This window comes from Sulfitobacter sabulilitoris, from assembly GCF_005887615.1.
GTDB classification, from domain to species: Bacteria; Pseudomonadota; Alphaproteobacteria; order Rhodobacterales; family Rhodobacteraceae; genus Sulfitobacter_E; species Sulfitobacter_E sabulilitoris.
On the sequence record NZ_VANS01000006.1, the window covers coordinates 70,765 to 87,750 of the forward strand.

The following is a 16,986-nucleotide window of genomic DNA, read 5'->3' on the forward strand; positions in this document are numbered from 1 at the left end:
TGTCTTGGACGATTGCGTTATGCGCATTATCTCACTGGAATGTTGACGCGCCCGCTTTTCATCGGTTCCGAAATCTTTCGCGGCTCGAGCTATGGGCGCTGGCATCCGTTGCGCGTGCCCAGGGTCTCGACGGTGATGGACCTTGCCCGCGCCTTGGACTGGTTGCCGGCGGAGGCCTTTCTGACGGCGCCGCGGGCCAAACCCAAGGCCCTGCACATCTGGCATGACCCCGATTATATCGCCGCCCTGCAAAGGGTCGAGGAGACGCAGCACGCCACACCCGACGATACCGCGCGGTATGACATCGGGAGCGTGACAAACCCGGTGTTTCCGGAGATTTTCCGGCGTCCTGCCACGGCCGCGGGCGGATCGCTTCTGGCGGGGGAACTGCTTGCGCGGGGTGGCGTGATCTATAATCCCGCAGGCGGCACGCATCACGGAATGCGGGGGCGGGCAAATGGGTTTTGCTATCTGAATGATCCGGTCCTGGCGATGCTGTCGCTGCGCCATCACGGGGTCCGCAGGATCGCCTATGTCGATATCGATGCGCATCACTGCGATGGTGTGGCGACCGGGTTTCACGGCGATCGCGATTGCTTGATGATCTCTGTGCACGAAGAACGGCTTTGGCCGCGCACCGGTCCGATCGACGACGATGCGGGTGGATCGGCAGTCAACCTGCCGGTGCCGCGCGGGCTGAATGACAGCGAAATGGCGCTGATCCGCGATGACCTGATCCTGCCGAAGGTGCGCGCCTTTCGGCCCGATGCGATCGTTTTTCTGTGCGGCGCCGACGGGGTGGAGGAAGACCCGTTGGCGCACCTGAGCCTGAGCAACAATGCGCATTGGGCGCTGCTGCGCGCCCTGATGGGGCTGGCGCCCCGGCTGCTGGTTCTCGGGGGCGGCGGCTATAACCCGTGGTCGGTCGGGCGGCTTTGGACCGGGGTCTGGGGAACGCTGACGGGCCAGCATGTGCCCGACCGCCTGCCGCCGCGCGCCGAAGCGGTTCTGCGCGGTCTTCGGTTCGATGGAAACAGGCGGGGCAAGAACCCGCCGGAGCACTGGTTCACCACCCTGCGCGATGCCCCTCGGGACGGTCCGGTGCGCGACGAGGTCAAACGCCGGGTTCACCGGTTGCAGCGGCGGGCGCCTTACCCGCCAGCCGCGGCCAGGATGTCTTGAACGGCGTCTCGGACGGCTGGCACCCAAAGGGCGATACCGCAGAGGGCCTGCACCCCGATGATGGTATTCAGCCGCCGCCCAAAGGGTTGCTTGCGGGTTTTGTGGCGCAGCCGCTTTTGCGCCAGCTTTGCCCCGGGCGAACCGCCCATCATCGATACCAACAGCAAGGTCTGCTCGGAGACGCGCCAGAGCCCATGCACCGAGCGGTGTTTGTCCCAGGCGAACACCAGATAGGCCGTGGCGTTGATCGTCAGCATGTAGATGACCGCGACCCCAAGCGCACCGCTCATACGATTACCTTTCCTGTTGCGCTGTGGTCATAAAAAAGGCCCCGCAATCGCAGGGCCTTTCGGTGTTTTTCCGGCGGTCGCCTATTCCGCCCAGCTGACTGCGGTCAGGTCGGTGGCCTGGGTGGGCGCATTGGCCCATAGCCCCTGAACACCCGCCTTGGCGACGGAGAGCGCGGCAAGCTGGAACAGGTAGCCGTTGACGTAATCCGCCGAGATCATCTTTTGCGCATCGCCGAGAAGCTGAGTGCGCATGTCGGGGTCCGTCGTGCTGTTAAGCTTGGCGATCAAGGCCTGGAAGCGCGGATTGTCATACTGAAAGTAATAGTCAGGGTTGGCGTAGATCCCGATGTCCATCGGCTCTGTGTGACTGACGATGGTCAGGCCGAAATCCTTGCCCTTGAACACCTGTTCCAGCCATTGCGCCCATTCGACGTTGATGATCTGGGCGGTGATGCCGACCTCGGCCAGCTGGGCCGCGATGATTTCGCCGCCGCGCCGCGCATAGGACGGGGGCGGAAGGTACAGGGTCGTCTCGAACCCGTCGGGCAGGCCCGCGTCCTCAAGCAGCAGCTTGGATTCCGCCGGGTCATATCTGCTGGTCGAGGTCAGATCGACATAGGCCGGGTTGTGTGGCGCGAAATGCGTGCCAATGGGCGTTCCATAGCCGAACATCGCCCCGTCGATGATCGCCTGCCGGTCGATGGCATGCGTTACCGCCTGCCGCACCAGCGCATTGTCGAAGGGCGGCATCTTGTTGTTCATCGCCAAGATCGTCTCGCCTTCGGTCGAGCCGACAAGCACCTGGAACCTGGGATCTGCTTCGAACTGCGGCAGGTTTTCCGGCGCGGGGAAACCGGTGAATACGTCCACGTCCTCGGCCATCATCGCGGCAAAGGCGGCCGTGGGGTCAGAGATGAATTTGAAGGTCGCACGATCCAGAATTGCCGGTGTGCCCCAATAGTCAGGGTTCTTCTCGATCTCGATCTTGTCGCCCTGCGTCCATTCAACGAACTTGAACGCGCCGGTGCCGACGGGCATCTGCTTGATAGTCTCGATGCTTTCGGGCGCGACGATCACCGCGTCGCCCCAGGCCAGGTTGAACAGCATGTTGCCGTTGGGTTCCGACAGGGTGATCCTGACCGTCAGCGGATCGACGACCTCGACCGAGGAAATCGCGGCATAAAGCGCCTTTTGCGCGTTGGCGCTGTCCTCTGCACCGATCCGGTCGAGGGAAAATTTCACGTCCTCCGCGTCCATCGTGGTTCCGTCGTGAAAGGTCACGCCGTCGTGGAGCTTGAAGGTGTAGGTCAGACCATCGTCCGAAATCTCCCAGGATTCGGCGAGGCCGGGCACGACCGATCCGTCGGCCATGAATCGCGTCAGCCCTTCGAAGACGTTGGAGTACAGCACGGAATCGATGGCACCCGCGGCGGCGCTGGTGGGGTCGAGGTGCGGCGGCTCAAGCTGCATCGCGACCACGATATCGGTCTTGGCCTGCGCCGCGCCGAGCGTGGCCATCAAGGCCAGCGCGCTGGACGCAGCCAGCCGGGTGAAGAGGTTTGTCATCACGTTAACTCCCTGAGGTTTTGTCTTTTTTGGAGGGCAACAGCAGGCTTTGCAATGCGGCCCCCATGACCTTTGCGCTGTCGATCATATCATCAATTCCGACATATTCATCCGGTTTGTGCGCCAGTTCCAGTATGCCTGGACCGTAGGCAATGCAATTCCCCAGCTTGCCGATCCGGTCGATGTGTTTCTGGTCGTAGGTCCCGGGGCTGGCCACGAATTCGGGCGGCACGCCGATCACATCCTCGATGGCGCGCGCGACGGTGCGAACGACCGGCGCATCCCGGTCAGTCATCGACGGCAGGACCGAATTCAGCTCGGTCAGTCGGTAATCGAAATCCTTGCGTGTGCTCTTGAGGCCTTCGAGCAGGGCCGTGACCTCGTTGCGCACCTCGTCCAGCGGCTCTTCGACCAGAAAGCGGCGGTCGATCACGATACGGCAACTGTCGGGCACGCAATGCGCGGGCAGACCGGTGAAATCCGGCTCCTGTTCGGGCTGGCCGCCGTGGATCGAGTTGATGTTCATCGTCGATTGCCGCGCCCCTTGCGGCACCACGGGCATATCCGTGTGCCGCGCGGCCATCGCGGGAAACAGGCGGTCCTCGAATTCGCGCAGCACCGCGCCCATGTGGCGCACGGCACAGTCGCCCAGAAACGGCATGGAGCCGTGGGCGATTTCGCCTTTCGTCTCGATCTCGGCCCACCATCCGCCGCGATGACCAAGGCAGATGCGATCTTTGTTCAGCGGTTCGGGAATGATCACGTGCTGCACGCGCGACGCATCGTAATAGCCCTGCTCGGCCAGATAGGCGACGCCGCCGTAGCCGCCGGATTCCTCGTCTGCCGTGCCGGAGATTTCGATGGCGCCGGCAAAGTCGGGATGTGTGTCGATAAAGGTTTCCGCGGCGATGATCGACGCGGCCATCCCGCCTTTCATGTCGCACGCGCCGCGCCCGTAGATCTTGCCGTCAGACACCGCGCCGCCAAAGGGGTCAAAGGTCCAGCCCGCGCCGACTTCGACCACATCGGTGTGACTGTTGAAGTGGACGCAATCGCCGGAGTGTTTTCCGTCGCGTCGGGCGACGATGTTCCACCGCGGATATTTTTCGCTGTCGCCCGGCGTTCCGTGTGCCCGGATCAGTTTCGTGTCGAACCCGTGGCGCGCCAGGCGGCGGTCCAGAAATTCGCAGATGTCACGGTAATGCCGCCCCGGCGGGTTCAGCGTCGGAATGCGAATCAGCGCTTGCGTCAGCGCGATCAGATCGTCGCGCCGAGCGTCTATGGCGGTGGAGAGGGATGTCTGGTCAGGCATGGCGCAACTGTTGAGCCGCAGGCGAGGCTTGGCAAGGGAAATACCGTGGTCAAGCCCGCGCGGTCGAAGATTTATCAACCCGTCCACGGCCCGCCAAAGACCGGCGCGGTCATGCGGGCGCGGAGATGTCCTTCATCGCGGCCAGCAGCGCGGACACTTCGGCAAGGCTGTTGTAATGGCACAGGGAAACGCGCACCGCGGCGTCCAACCCCAGCGGGGTCAGGATGTTGCCCGAGTAATGATCGGCCTTGCGCACATGGGTACGGATGCCGCACGCGTTCAGCCGCGCAACGATGTCGGCGGCGGGAAGGTGGTCCAGCGCAAAGCAGACCAACCCTTCGCGGGCGGAATTGTCGACACCGCCAAGCACCGTGACGCCCGGCAGCTCGGCTATCCCCGGCAGATTTCCGGTGCCGTGCAGCATCGCGTCGGTCAGAGATTTCTCGTGATCGTGGATCGCGGCTGCGGCGGCTTCGATCCGGCTGCGGCGATCCGGGCTGTCGGAATGTTGCGAACCCAGCCAATCGAAATACGCGACGACGTCCGAAAAGGTGGCATAGGAACCGGTGTCACGCGTGCCCATTTCCCAATTGGCCTCGGGTCCGCCCTGCAGGTGCTCCAGCGGCAAGGCCGTCATCCTGTCCGACACCCAGGCCACCCCGTAGCCGTGCCGCGAAAAGACCTTGTAGGGTGACACGACATAGCCGTCGATATCGTAGGACGCGATGTCGATGTGGCCGTGGCTGGCATGCTGGATCCCGTCGACGAAGATCAACGCGTCGGGGGCCGTGGCGCGGATCGCGGCGCTTATGCCGGCCACGTCGTTCGCGATGCCTGTCACGGGCGAGGTATGGAGGATCGTGGCGACCCGCACATCCGGGGTCATCAGGTCGGCATAGGCCTGCGGTGTGACCGCACCTGTGGCATCGTCATGCGGGACGGCGACATAGGATTTTCCCGCCTGATCGGCCCATTGCCGTGCGGCGCTGCGCGATGCGGGATGTTCGACCGTGGACCCGATCACCACACCGCCGTCCGCCGCCCCCATGACCGCCGTGCGGATCAGACGAAAGGTCAGCTCGGTTCCGCTTTCGCCGACGAAGAACTGGCCGCCCGGCGCATTGAAGAAGACCGCCATGTCGGATTTCGCCTGCGCTATCCGCGCCATCAGGGCGTGCGCAGCCGGGTTGTCGCGCCCCTGGTTGTCAGGCAGCGCCGCAAAGATCGCCGAGGTGTCGACCACGGATTTCAACGTGAGGGCACCGCCTGCGTTCTCGAAAAAGATGCGCGGACCCTGAAAAGGACAGGTGTCGACGTGGGCGAACCGGTCACGGATATTGGCAAGCAGGGGGGCGGGAAACGCGGTCATCTGGGCATCTTTCTGATCAGCTTACGGGGCCGTTATCTTTGCCCGTTTGACCCCGAGTGCAACGCCAAAGCCACGGTGTGACGCCGTTTTTTATCCGCCAACTGCGCGGTGGTATCTGTACTGTGGATCGAAATGGGCTATTTGCTGCGCCAAAGGGCCAGAATTTCGAGCGGCCATCCAGGAGTTGCGACATGACACCATTTCAAAAAGCGGAAGCGTTCAAAGCGGCGGCCAAGGCAAGGCGCAACAAGAGCGACTCTGCCGAAAACGAGGAAGAATCGGTACGTGACGCCCTGTCGCTGGCACCCAAGCTTGTGTACGAGGTCATCCGCCGCGAAGGCGAGGAAGAGATGGAGCGCCCGAAACGGTCGCTGATCTGGTCCGGCATCGCCGCCGGTGTCATGATCAGCATGTCGGTGCTTGGCGAGGCAATTCTGCGCACCTATCTGCCGGACACGCCCAGCCGGTATCTGATCGAGAACCTTGGCTATTCGCTTGGTTTCCTGGCGGTCATCATGGGGCGGATGCAGTTGTTTACGGAAAACACCATCACGACCGTCTTGCCCGTGATGGTCAGCCGAAGCTTCCATACCTTTGTGTGCATGTTGCGGCTGTGGGGCATTGTTCTGGGTGCGAACGTCGTGGGGGCCTTTGCCGCGGCGTCGCTGTTCGTGTTTACAACGGCCATTTCGCCCGAGGTGATGGTCGCGGTGATGGAACTGTCGCATCACGCGACCGGAATGGGCGCCAATCAGGCATTCTGGCGGGCGATCCCGGCGGGTGTGATCGTGGCGCTGATCGTGTGGATGCTGCCGCAGGCGGATTCATCCAAGTTTTTTCTGATCCTGACATTCACATGGCTGATCGCCGCGGGTGATTTCACGCATATCGTCGCCGGTTCGGTCGAGATGGCCGTGCTCATGCTGGAGGGCGATCTGGGCTTTGACGGAGCGATGCGCGGGTTTTTCCTGCCGGTGCTGACCGGAAATATCATTGGCGGAACGGTGATTTTTGCGCTGATGGCCTGGGGTCAGGTTCGGGATGAGCTGCCGCAAGTCAGCGAATGACGGAACTTTTTTCGGGCCCGCGCGTTTGGCAGATTGATACTTGGGCAGGGCTGACGTGATGCGCACGGCCAATCAAAGGAGACAGAAACATGTCTGATTATGCGGGTTTCGGCGGCTTGATCGTTCTTGTGCTAGACGTCTGGGCGATCATTTCGATTGTCGGATCACGGTCCGGGACCGGGGCGAAAGTGCTTTGGACCTTGCTGGTTCTTCTGATGCCGGTGCTTGGCTTCATCATCTGGCTGGTCGCCGGGCCCAAAGCGAAGTCTGCGAAAGTCTGACATGAGAGACGACGTTCAGCCATCGCGGATTTCTGTCTATTGGGCGGCTGCTGTGGCAAGTTTTCACCAGATTGCGCAAAACAATCTGGCCCTGATTGCCGCCGGGGTGGCGTTTTTTTCGATGTTGTCGATTTTTCCGGGCCTTGCTGCGTTGATCGCGATTATGAGCCTGATCGCGGACCCTGTCGTGGTCGTCGCGCAGCTGGAAGAAGTGCGCGGGCTGATGCCCGACGACGTCTACAAGATCCTGAACAAGCAGGTCGTCGGCCTGGTATCGACCAGTTCCGATACGCTGGGCTGGGCCGGTGCGGTCTCCGTTTTGGTGGCCGTGTGGTCCGCGCGGGCCGGTGTCGGAGCGATGATGAACGGGCTGAACGCCGTCTACGGAGAACGTAACAGGACCAGCGTGCGCCACTACGCGCGGGCGTTGATGATGACGCTGACGCTGGTTGGTGTCGGGATCGTAGCACTTTTGGCCGTGGTGGTCGCGCCCGTGGCGCTGGCGTTCCTTCCGCTGGGCTGGGTCACGATATTGCTGGCCGATCTGTTGCGCTGGACGATCGCGATCGGGGTCATTTTCGTCGGTGTCGGCGTACTCTACCGTTATGGGCCCAATCGCAAACGCGGCGCGCGGATGGCTTGGGTGACCCCGGGTGCCGTCGGCGCGGTCGTGTCCTGGGCTGTTCTGTCCATTGCGTTTTCCTTCTACGTCGCCAACTTTGGCAACTATAATGAAGTATACGGCTCGATCGGAGCGGTGATCGCCATGCTTGTCTGGCTCTGGATCAGCAGCTTTCTTGTCCTGCTTGGTGGCGCGTTCAATGCTGAACTCGAACTGCGCACGAAACGCGACAGCACGGTTGGGGACGCGCGCAAACCGGGTTTGCGCGGCGCCTATGTCGCCGACACGGTAATGCTGGAAGACTGATCTACATCAGGGGGCGCACGCCCGGGTCAGTGACCTGCGTCAAGGCCACTTTCGCCAAGGAATTCAGATCGTTGATCTGCAATATCCCGTCCGACCACGACGCAAGCTGGCGTTGCTTCAGCTTGCCGAGAGTCTTGTTGGTATGCACCAACGACAGCCCAAGCGCATCCGCCAGATCCTGCTGCCGATAAGGCAGATCCATCGTGGCGTTGTGCACCATATCAAGCGCCTGACCCCGCTGAAAAATTTTCATCAGGGCCCAGGCAATGGCTTCGGTCGCGCTGCGTTGACCTATCGTTGCCACGGTCTCTCCAAGGAAATGTTCTTCGACCGCCGCCAGCCAGGTGATGTCAAACGCACGCGACGGGTGAGCGCGGAAAAAACTCCAGAATTCGGAGCGGTCGAAAACGCAAAGCTTCATCTTGGTGCGCGCTTCGACGGAATGGCCCATTTCACCCAGAATGCCAGCCTGCAAGCCGATGAAATCACCGGGAAAGACAAAACTGATAACTTGCCGCCGTCCGTTGGACAGCGATGTATCGCGAATGCCAAGCCCTTCCAACACGGTGTAAAGCTGCGGCGCGTTCGACCCTTCCATGAGGATCGGCGTGCCCGGTTCTATCGTCAACTCCCCCGCTTTGAACCGTTGCATGAAATTCACTTCGTTTTCGGTCATGTCCGTGAACAGGTTCTTGCGCCTCAACGGGCAGTTTTTACAGGTCGTGGTCATATCTGAATTCTTTTCCCTGTTATGTCGTAGTTTAATGTGGTGCGTCTCCGACCGGGCTAAACCGGCGATCTATATCGTTTGGGGGTGGGTTGAATGACGTTTATTATTGTCGAACAAGATCCGTTCGTACGTGCGGACCTTAAGGAACTTCTTCGCGATTGTTTTCCGCACGAACCAGTGTGTTCGATGGAAACGCCGGCCGAATTCTTGACTTGGGCGACCAAGAACCCTTTGTCCGATTTGATCGTGACGCTCATCAGCGCCCCGATATCCGACGTCATCGCGCTGCATCATGGACTTGGGGCACTCGCGGATCGGGTGCGGTTTGTTCTTATGGACGATGCACCGCAAGGTTCACAGGATTCGCCCGAACCATGGCCTTTCGTATCGCGCCCTTTCAGCGGAGACATGGTGATCAATGCCATCAAGACCGTGATTTCGCCCCGGCCCGCAAGCCGATAATGAATGCTTCGGCCAGCGGCGGCAATGGTTCTTCCTGTGAGGCAGGCGGCGGCGTGGTCTCGCGCGGTTTTGTCTTCTCTCCGCCCGAGGCCAGCAATGCCAGCGCGACGATCGACCCGCCCGTGTAAAAGCCGCCGATAATCAACGCAGCGATCATCGGTTCTGTGACGCTTACCAGGAACATCCACGCAGAGAGCGTCAGAAAGGCAAGCCCCACACAGAGAGACAAGGCGGCGCCCAGCCCGATCGCCGCCGTTCGCCCGGCACGGGCCGCGCTGGATTTCACGCGCGATTGCAGGTCATCAAACATTCTATTTCCGCGCTGTCATCATGCCGATCAAAAAGCCAAGGCCGGCTGCGATGCCCAACGCCGTCGCGGGCTGGGTGCGCACAAAATCTTCGGCTTGCTCTTGCGTGTGCACCGCCCTCGCTCGGCCCGTCTCGGCCAGATCATGTGCCGTGGCGCGTGCCGTTTCCGTCAATTCCGCCTGCTTTGACTTGCCATAGTTGCCCAGCGTTTGCGTCAGCGAGGCAAGATCGTTCTTCAGCGTGGCGATCTGGTTCGACAGATCGTCAATCGTTACTTCGGCGTTGCTGCCGCTTGCTGTTGTCTTCTGTGCCATGTCAACTCTCCTGTTCGTTTTCCAATGGGTCAACGCGTTAACGCATCGATCACGCAAATCGTTCCGCTACAATGGTTTTTTGCAGTGGAACTTTTGCCCCTCGTTCTCAGTTGGCTTGGTACCTGCGGCGTCGGTGCCGCGTCATACAAGGAAACCGCCAATGCTGGGCTGGGCTCTCACGTTTCTCATCGTCGCACTCATTGCGGCTGTCTTTGGCTTCGGTGGCATCGCTGCCGCGTCGGCGGGGATCGCCAAAATTCTGTTCTTCGTCTTTCTCGTGCTGTTTGTCGTGACGTTGGTGTTGCGCATTCTGCGCAGGGTCTGATCCGTCTGCTATCGCACAACACTGAGGCAGGGGCGCTGCAGCACTCCGGCGCATACCGTGTACAATCAAATCCGAGGGCGTTCCTGATATGGCGCAAGACCAGAAGCCGATGTCCGACATGACGACGACCGGCGCGAAACTGCTTGTCGACAGCTTGGCGGCTGCGGGCATCGATACGATCTTCGGCGTGCCCGGCGAAGAGAATACTGCCGTGATGCAGGCGCTGGAGGACTCCGGGATCACATTCATCCTGACCCGTCACGAACAGGCAGCGGCATTCATGGCGTCGGTGCATGGCCGTTTGACCGGGCGGCCCGCAGGGTGCCTGTCGACGCTGGGGCCGGGTGCCACCAACCTCGTGACCGGCGTCGCGGATGCGCATCTGGATGGCGCGCCCTTGGTCGCGATCACGGGGCAGGGCGCGCGCGCCCGGTTGTCGAAATCGCAAAGTCATCAGGTGATCGATCTGGGTGCGCTCTTCGCTCCGGTGACGAAACGCAGTCAGACTATCATGACAGCCGACGAATTGCCCGGTGCAGTCGCCGAAGCGGTCCGGCTGTCTCTGCAACCCCGGCCGGGCGCCGTGCATCTATCCTTGCCAGAGGACTTGGCCAATGAGCAGATGACAGGCCGTCCTGTCCGACCGCATGACCGGTTCGACCTGTTGCCCGATCCGGCATCGGTCGTGGCTGCCTGCGATGCGTTGAACGATGCCAAGGCGCCGATTATCGTTGCGGGCGCTGGTGTCATCCGCAGCGATGCCGCGCGGCAGGTGCGGGATTTGGCGGAAAAGCTGAACATTCCGGTTGTCACGTCGTTCATGGCCAAGGGGATTTTGCCCGCAGATCACCCGTTGTGTCTGTTTTCGGTGGGCCAGCCATTCGACGATCATATCGACGATGCGCTAAAGGCTGCAGATCTGGTCATTGCGATCGGGTTTGACCCGATCGAATATAGTCCTGAAAACCTGCACCTGGATGACAGCACGCAGGTTATTCATGTCGCCGATGTGCCTGCCGCTTCGGATGTGGGTTGGAACGTGGTGCAAGACGTCCAGGGTTCTGTTTCCGCATCGTTGCGCGGAATCGTTGCAGGGGCCGCCGGACGGTGTTTCGACGATCAGCCGGCGATGATCATGGTGCGCGATGCCCTGCGCGCCGAACGTGACACCGTCGAGACCGACGCGAACGACAGCGTGTCGCGCCCCGAAGATATCCTTTCGCGGGTGGAGGCGCAGCTGGACGCGACCGATACCGTTCTGTCGGGGGTCGGGCTGCACAAGATGAAGGTCGCGCGGTCGCTCGCGGCCAAGCGGCCGGGTCAGATCGTCATAGCGAACGGTCTTGCCGGTATGGGCATGGCGCTGCCCGGTGCGATCGCGGCGGCGCGGCTTCCGGATGCGGGTCATGTCCTGGCGATCTGCGGCGACGGTGATGTTCTGATGAACGTGCAGGATATGGAAACGGCGCGCAGGCTTGGCCTGAAAATGACGGTCATGGTCTGGGTCGATGGCGGCTATGGGCTGATCGAGGCCAAGCAACAGGACGAAACCGGGCACCATACCGACCTGAAGTTCTGCAATGTCGATTGGTCATCCCTCGCCAAGGCGTTCGATTGGGATCACATCGCGGTTGATACGTTCGGCGCGCTGGACAGCGCATTGTCGCGTGCGCGCGATGCGGAAAAGCCGGTGCTGATGACCTTGGCCGTCGATTATCACGAGCGGCTCCGGCCCTGATAGAGATCGAGGGCCGGATGTCGCAATCCGGCGTGTAGGGTGCCAACTGCGAGGTTCACAATTAATTAAAAAAAGCCCCGTCACTGCGACGGGGCTTTTGCGTTTGACCGACCGCGTTGCGGTCAGACCTTGAGCGTTTCTGTCGATGAAAAGAACATCGCTTGCGATACGGCCGACATGACCTGATCCTCGGTGTAGGGCTTGGAGATCAGGAACGCAGGTTCGTGCTTGTCGCCCGTCAGCAGGCGCTCGGGGAAGGCCGTGATGAAAATGACCGGGCGGTCGCCAAGCTGTGACATCAGATCGTTCACCGCATCGATGCCCGACGAATTGTCGGCCAATTGAATGTCCGCAAGAATGAGGTCGGGCCGGTCGGCGTTGCCGAGTTTCACCGCCTCGTCGCGGGTCCGGGCGATCCCGGTGACGCGGTGACCCATGTCGGCGACGATGCTTTCGATATCCATGGCGATGATCGCTTCGTCTTCGATGATCATGACCGATCCCGACACCGCGTCCGCCATTTCGCGGCGCGCTATATCCACCAGTTGCCGCGCTTCGGTGTCGTCGATGCCGATGATCGTCGCGACCTCGGCCAGTGAAAAGCCTTCGATCGTGTGCAGCAGCAATGCTTCGCGGCTGTTGTCGGTCAGTCGTGCCAGGTGGCGCTGCGCCTTGGCCTTGAGACCGCTTTCGCCTTGCTCTACCGGGGCTCCGGCGCTGGACCAGATCCGGTAGAGTGCCCGGAACACGCCGGTCTTGGTGTCCACGTCGTCCAGAATTGACCGATCTGTCAAAATCGCCTCCAGCGCGGCCGCGGCGAAGGTGTCGCCGCTGGATTGACTGCCTGTCATCGCGCGAGCGAACCGCCGCAGATACGGAAGACTTGCACCCAATTCGTCGCTTACACTGCGGGTTGCATTCGCTTCGGTCATTCTGACACTTCCTTTTTTTTACAAATCTCGGAACCAAACCCGGCCCCGGTGTGTTTGGTTCCGTTACGCAAGTAAAATATTCGCTTTGTAGGGATACACTTCCAAAAATGACGCAGGCAGGCGCAGACAGAAAACGCGAGAGTGTGATCGATGAAAACCTTAAACGTGTCTATGAAGAGGCGTTGGACGAGGGTATTCCCGATCGCTTCAAGGATTTGCTCGACCAGTTGAAGCAGCAGGACGCTGCCAAGGAATCCAAGTAATGGGAAAGTCAGACCCGAGGGACGCGCTGGTAGATCACCTGCCCGCGATGCGCGCCTTTGCCATCAGCCTGACGCGCAACGGCGCGATTGCCGATGACATGGTGCAGGATACGCTGGTCAAGGCCTGGACGAACATCGACAAGTTCAAGGAAGGCACCAACATGCGTGCCTGGCTGTTCACGATCTTGCGCAACACCTATTATTCGTCGCGCCGCAAGGCCAACCGGGAAGTCGCCGACATCGACGGTGTTCATACCGAAGCGCTCGCCGAGAAGCCGGCGCATGACGGGCATCTTCAGATGAGCGACTTTCGCGTCGCCTTTGCCAAGCTCAAGGACGAGCAGCGCGAGGCGTTGCTGCTGGTTGGCGCTTCGGGGTTTTCCTATGAAGAAGCCGCCGACATGTGCGGCGTCGCCGTCGGCACGATAAAGAGCCGGACCAACCGGGCGCGGATCAAGCTGGCTGAACTGATGCACCTCAACGAAGACGAGGCGCTGGAGATGACAGACGATGCTACGATGTCTGTTCTTTCGGCGGCCAAAGCCTCCTCTTTCTGATATGACGGCGGGGTTTCTTGACGGGAATGTCTTTCGCGGGCTTGCTTTTCGCATCCTGCTGTTCTTGTCGCTCGCACTTTTGCCGCTTGGCCTGATCGCCGTCATTCAGACGAGGGAGATCGCCCGTCAAAGCGACATCAATTCCGAACTGTCCCTGTTGGCGGTCACGGAACACGCGTCGAATGCCGAACGTGCCGCGATCCAGGAAGGGTTCGGCGTCGCCAAGGCGCTCACCTCCATCGTGCGGCTCTACATTGACGACCGGGAAGAATGTCATGAGTTCCTGAAGGAATACCAGGTCAGTTCGAACCTTTACAGCCTGGTTGGCTTCCTGCCCGTGACCGGCAAGATGGAGTGTTCGTCGTCCGACAAGACCTTTGATTTTTCGGACTACCCGAACTTCGACGAGATGATGGAAAACCCACGCCGCCGCGCCACTGCCAGCCGCGATGCGCCGCTCAGCTCGCAATCTGTGGTGGCGCTGTCACAACCGTTGTTCGACGGCGAGCAGTTTCTGGGTTACGTCGTCTTGTCGATTCCGACGCTTGCGATCAGCCAGACGCCCGCGACCGAAATTGAGCGGGCACCGGAAAATGTCGTCACCTTCAATACGCACGGATTTTTGCTGACCGCAGATGATTCCGTCGAGGCCGCGGCACAGGAATTGCCTGTGAACCGCAAGCTTTCGCTTCTGGTGGGGTCGGACCCGACGGTGTTTGCCGATGTAAACGCGAATGGCGAAGACCGGATTTACGCCGTCGTTCCGATCGTTCCGGGCGTGGTCTATGCGATGAGCATCTGGTCGGATGTCGTGCCCTTTGCCCAAATCGCCCGCACCAGCAGCCTGAGCGTGTTTCTTCCCGTGCTGATGTGGATCGCAAGCCTTGTCGTGGCCTTCTGGGCGCTCAACCGGCTTGCGATCACGCACATCAAGAAACTTGGCCGCCAGATGCGGCATTTCGCATTCAACCGCAGGCTGCCGCGTGCCGGCATGGGGATGGGCGTGCCGCGCGAGATCGTCGACATGGAACAGGCGTTCGTCGGGATGGCCGAGTCCATCATCCGCGACGAGGCCTCTCTCGAGGATAACCTGCGTCAGAAGAACATTCTTCTGAAAGAGGTCCATCACCGGGTCAAGAACAACCTCCAGCTCATTTCCTCGATCATGAACATGCAGATCCGCCAGGCGCGAACCGAAGATGCGCGCGCTGTGCTCAAACGGCTGCAAGACCGTATCCTGAGCCTCGCGACGGTTCACAAGAGCCTTTATCAAAACGACGACTTGCAGCGTGTCGATGGTGGTGCGCTGGTGCGTGACATTGTAAAACAGCAATTGTCGGTGGGCCTTTCCGCAGGATCGGGCATGAAGATAACCCAGACCTACGAAGCGATTTCACTCGATCCGGACGATGCCGCTCCGTTGTCGCTCACGGTGTCCGAGGCGGTCACGAATGCGCTGAAGTATTTTGGTGCGCAGGAGGGGGAGCGCCCCTGCCTCGACATCTCGCTGAAATATGACGGGCCGGACAGCGCGACGCTTACGATCGCCAACACGGTCGGGCCGGGCACGCCCGAAGAGGGGTCGGGCCTGGGGGCGCAATTGATCAATGCCTTTGCCCGGCAATTGAACGGGCAGATCGAAGTCAGCCAATGTGGCGTCTGGCACCGGGTGGTCCTGCGGTTCCCAATTCCGCAGCAGCCCAAGCAAGTCTACGACTACTGATGGGACGCGGGGCCAGTCAGGTTGACGAGGTCACGTTCCTGATCACGGCGTCCGAGGCCTTTGTCGCACTTGAACATGCCTTTCTGGACGCAACCACCGAGATCCGGGCCTGCTTCAGGATATTTGACCTTACGACCCATCTGCAATCCGACAGGGGCAAGGCGGTCGGAAGCGACTGGTTCGATCTGATTGCGGATACCCTGCGCCGCGGTGTGGAAATCTCGTTTGTGCTTACCGATTTCGACCCGGTCGCGATCGGCAAAATGCACGCTGCGACATGGCAAAGCGTCCGCCTGATGCACGCGGCGGCCGAAGCGTCCGGGCGTCCGGATCTGCTGCGCTGCACCGGCAAGATCCATCCGGCGTCGGTTGGGGCCCTGCCGCGGATGATGCTGGCCCTCAAGAGCAGGCCCATGCTGCGCGAACAGCTCGACACGCTCAATGGCATGTCGCTGGCCAAACGGGCAAGGGCCTGGCGCTTGCGGCCCGGTCTGCACCCGCTGGTGCGCGAACGCGATGGCAAGCTGCTCATGAAGCGTTTCTTGATCCCCGAGTTGCAACCGGTGACGCACCATCAGAAGCTCGCGGTGTTTGATCGCAAGCTGCTTTATATCGGCGGGCTCGACCTGAATGACCGCCGCTATGACACGCCCGAACACAATCAGCCGCCGGCGCAGACCTGGCACGACACGCAGGTGATGGTGACAGGGCCCGTCGCCCAGGTCGCCCATGACCACCTTGCAGAATTCCTGGATACCGTCGCCGGGCGCACAGCCGCCAAGCCGGCACCGGGTCTTTTGCGCACGATGTCGCGGCCCCGCGTGTTCAACGTCGCGCGAATATCGCCGCGAACGGTGGTCAGCGAACTGGCGCAGGCGCATTACGACCTGGTCGGGCGGGCGAAGAAACTGATCTATCTCGAGACGCAGTTTTTCAGGGATCGCAAGCTGGCCAACCGACTTGTCGACGCAGTCAAGGCGAACCCCGATCTGCACCTGCTCGTTGTGTTGCCCGGCGCGCCAGAGGAAATTGCCTTTGACAACTCGAAGGGGGCCGACCAGCAATACGGCGAGTACCTCCAGGCCAGGTACGTGACGCGGGTCGCAAAGGCGTTTGGGTCGCAGGCGTTTTTCGCCACACCGGTCAAACCGCAGAATGGCGGGTCAGGGCGCGCAGCCGTCCGGGGTGCGCCGTTGATCTATGTACATGCCAAGCTGTCGGTCTTTGACGACACCGATGCCATCATCTCGTCGGCGAATTTGAATGGCCGCAGTTTTCGCTGGGACACAGAAGCAGGTCTTTGGCTGGACAGGCCCAAGGACGTTTCGGCCATTCGCGAGCGGTGCTTTCGCCACTGGATGCCGCAGGACGCCGATGTCGCCTGTTTCGCTCCTGAAACGGCCGTTGCCGGATGGCGGGCGCGCGCGTTCGAGAACGCGCGCCTGCCGCCGGTGTCGCGCAAGGGGTTTTTGTTGCCTTATCCGATCAGGCCCGCAAAACGCTTTGGCCGCAATCTTCCCGGCATGCCTGAGGATATCGTCTAGGCGAACTGGGCTGAATCGTCGCAGGTTTGCCCAACGCGGAACCAAAGCGGCAAAGGCGGGGTTGATCATCTGAAACCAGACGAAAGGAGCCCGA

At 61.0% G+C, this 16,986-nt stretch carries 19 protein-coding genes; 11 read left to right on the plus strand and 8 right to left on the minus strand.

Features of this window, described 5'->3' with window-relative positions; genetic code table 11:
* The first annotated feature begins 39 nt into the window (after positions 1–39).
* The gene (locus tag FDT80_RS17215) at positions 40–1,182 is read left to right on the plus strand and encodes an acetoin utilization protein AcuC (protein ID WP_138663569.1); all 1,143 of its coding nucleotides are present in this window, start codon (positions 40–42) and stop codon (positions 1,180–1,182) included.
* Here FDT80_RS17215 and FDT80_RS17220 read toward each other — a convergent pair.
* The 4 genes from FDT80_RS17220 to FDT80_RS17235 all read right to left on the minus strand — a co-directional run bounded on the left by FDT80_RS17220 (position 1,152) and on the right by FDT80_RS17235 (position 5,719).
* Complete coding sequence (locus FDT80_RS17220; protein WP_138663570.1) at positions 1,152–1,472, minus strand: DUF1294 domain-containing protein; 321 nt, start codon at positions 1,470–1,472, stop codon at positions 1,152–1,154. The two genes, FDT80_RS17215 and FDT80_RS17220, sit on opposite strands and share 31 nt — an antisense overlap.
* A gap of 81 nt (positions 1,473–1,553) precedes the next feature.
* Entirely contained in the window at positions 1,554–3,038 is a 1,485-nt protein-coding gene (locus tag FDT80_RS17225) for an ABC transporter substrate-binding protein (protein WP_138663571.1), read from the minus strand.
* Positions 3,039–3,042: 4 nt separating this feature from the next.
* Entirely contained in the window at positions 3,043–4,350 is a 1,308-nt protein-coding gene (locus tag FDT80_RS17230; RefSeq protein ID WP_138663572.1) for an acetylornithine deacetylase/succinyl-diaminopimelate desuccinylase family protein, read from the minus strand.
* A gap of 109 nt (positions 4,351–4,459) precedes the next feature.
* Positions 4,460–5,719, minus strand: coding sequence for an aminotransferase class V-fold PLP-dependent enzyme (locus FDT80_RS17235; protein WP_138663573.1), 1,260 nt, complete (start codon positions 5,717–5,719; stop codon positions 4,460–4,462).
* 191 nt (positions 5,720–5,910) lie between these two features.
* Between FDT80_RS17235 and FDT80_RS17240 the strand changes: the two genes are divergently transcribed.
* The 3 genes from FDT80_RS17240 (at position 5,911) to FDT80_RS17250 (ending at position 7,995) form a co-directional block, all read left to right on the plus strand.
* The gene (locus tag FDT80_RS17240; RefSeq protein WP_138663574.1) at positions 5,911–6,786 is read left to right on the plus strand and encodes a formate/nitrite transporter family protein; all 876 of its coding nucleotides are present in this window, start codon (positions 5,911–5,913) and stop codon (positions 6,784–6,786) included.
* An 89-nt stretch (positions 6,787–6,875) separates the two neighbouring features.
* Positions 6,876–7,067: a PLD nuclease N-terminal domain-containing protein gene (locus FDT80_RS17245; RefSeq protein WP_138663575.1), complete on the plus strand. Its 192-nt coding sequence runs from the start codon at positions 6,876–6,878 to the stop codon at positions 7,065–7,067.
* 1 nt (position 7,068) lies between these two features.
* On the plus strand, positions 7,069–7,995 hold the full coding sequence (locus FDT80_RS17250; RefSeq protein WP_138663576.1) for a YihY/virulence factor BrkB family protein: 927 nt from the start codon (positions 7,069–7,071) through the stop codon (positions 7,993–7,995).
* A gap of 1 nt (position 7,996) precedes the next feature.
* On the opposite strand, the gene FDT80_RS17255 is transcribed toward FDT80_RS17250, so the two are convergent.
* Complete coding sequence (locus tag FDT80_RS17255) at positions 7,997–8,725, minus strand: Crp/Fnr family transcriptional regulator (RefSeq protein ID WP_138663577.1); 729 nt, start codon at positions 8,723–8,725, stop codon at positions 7,997–7,999.
* Between the two features lie 93 nt (positions 8,726–8,818).
* Between FDT80_RS17255 and FDT80_RS17260 the strand changes: the two genes are divergently transcribed.
* On the plus strand, positions 8,819–9,187 hold the full coding sequence (locus FDT80_RS17260; RefSeq protein ID WP_138663578.1) for a helix-turn-helix domain-containing protein: 369 nt from the start codon (positions 8,819–8,821) through the stop codon (positions 9,185–9,187).
* Here FDT80_RS17260 and FDT80_RS17265 read toward each other — a convergent pair.
* Positions 9,150–9,497, minus strand: coding sequence for a phage holin family protein (locus FDT80_RS17265; RefSeq protein ID WP_138663579.1), 348 nt, complete (start codon positions 9,495–9,497; stop codon positions 9,150–9,152). The two genes, FDT80_RS17260 and FDT80_RS17265, sit on opposite strands and share 38 nt — an antisense overlap.
* Position 9,498: 1 nt before the next feature.
* A complete protein-coding gene (locus FDT80_RS17270; RefSeq protein WP_138663580.1) occupies positions 9,499–9,810 on the minus strand; it encodes an ElaB/YgaM/YqjD family protein in 312 nt (103 codons plus the stop codon).
* A 160-nt stretch (positions 9,811–9,970) separates the two neighbouring features.
* On the opposite strand from FDT80_RS17270, the gene FDT80_RS17275 reads away from it, so the two are divergent.
* On the plus strand, positions 9,971–10,135 hold the full coding sequence (locus FDT80_RS17275; protein ID WP_138663581.1) for a DUF1328 family protein: 165 nt from the start codon (positions 9,971–9,973) through the stop codon (positions 10,133–10,135).
* An 88-nt stretch (positions 10,136–10,223) separates the two neighbouring features.
* The gene (locus tag FDT80_RS17280) at positions 10,224–11,873 is read left to right on the plus strand and encodes an acetolactate synthase large subunit (RefSeq protein ID WP_138663582.1); all 1,650 of its coding nucleotides are present in this window, start codon (positions 10,224–10,226) and stop codon (positions 11,871–11,873) included.
* 122 nt (positions 11,874–11,995) lie between these two features.
* Here FDT80_RS17280 and FDT80_RS17285 read toward each other — a convergent pair whose 3' ends face one another.
* Positions 11,996–12,805: a response regulator gene (locus FDT80_RS17285; RefSeq protein ID WP_138663583.1), complete on the minus strand. Its 810-nt coding sequence runs from the start codon at positions 12,803–12,805 to the stop codon at positions 11,996–11,998.
* A 107-nt stretch (positions 12,806–12,912) separates the two neighbouring features.
* Between FDT80_RS17285 and FDT80_RS17290 the strand changes: the two genes are divergently transcribed.
* The 4 genes from FDT80_RS17290 to FDT80_RS17305 are packed head-to-tail and all read left to right on the plus strand — an operon-like array spanning position 12,913 to position 16,892.
* Positions 12,913–13,068: a NepR family anti-sigma factor gene (locus tag FDT80_RS17290; RefSeq protein ID WP_138663584.1), complete on the plus strand. Its 156-nt coding sequence runs from the start codon at positions 12,913–12,915 to the stop codon at positions 13,066–13,068.
* On the plus strand, positions 13,068–13,625 hold the full coding sequence (locus FDT80_RS17295; RefSeq protein WP_138663585.1) for an RNA polymerase sigma factor: 558 nt from the start codon (positions 13,068–13,070) through the stop codon (positions 13,623–13,625). The genes FDT80_RS17290 and FDT80_RS17295 overlap by 1 nt, the downstream gene beginning before the upstream one ends.
* 1 nt (position 13,626) lies before the next feature.
* Positions 13,627–15,348 carry a sensor histidine kinase gene (locus tag FDT80_RS17300; RefSeq protein WP_138663586.1) on the plus strand — a complete coding sequence of 574 codons (1,722 nt, stop codon included), beginning with the start codon at positions 13,627–13,629 and terminating at the stop codon, positions 15,346–15,348.
* Positions 15,348–16,892: a phospholipase D family protein gene (locus FDT80_RS17305; RefSeq protein WP_170311923.1), complete on the plus strand. Its 1,545-nt coding sequence runs from the start codon at positions 15,348–15,350 to the stop codon at positions 16,890–16,892. The genes FDT80_RS17300 and FDT80_RS17305 overlap by 1 nt, the downstream gene beginning before the upstream one ends.
* Positions 16,893–16,986: the final 94 nt, after the last annotated feature.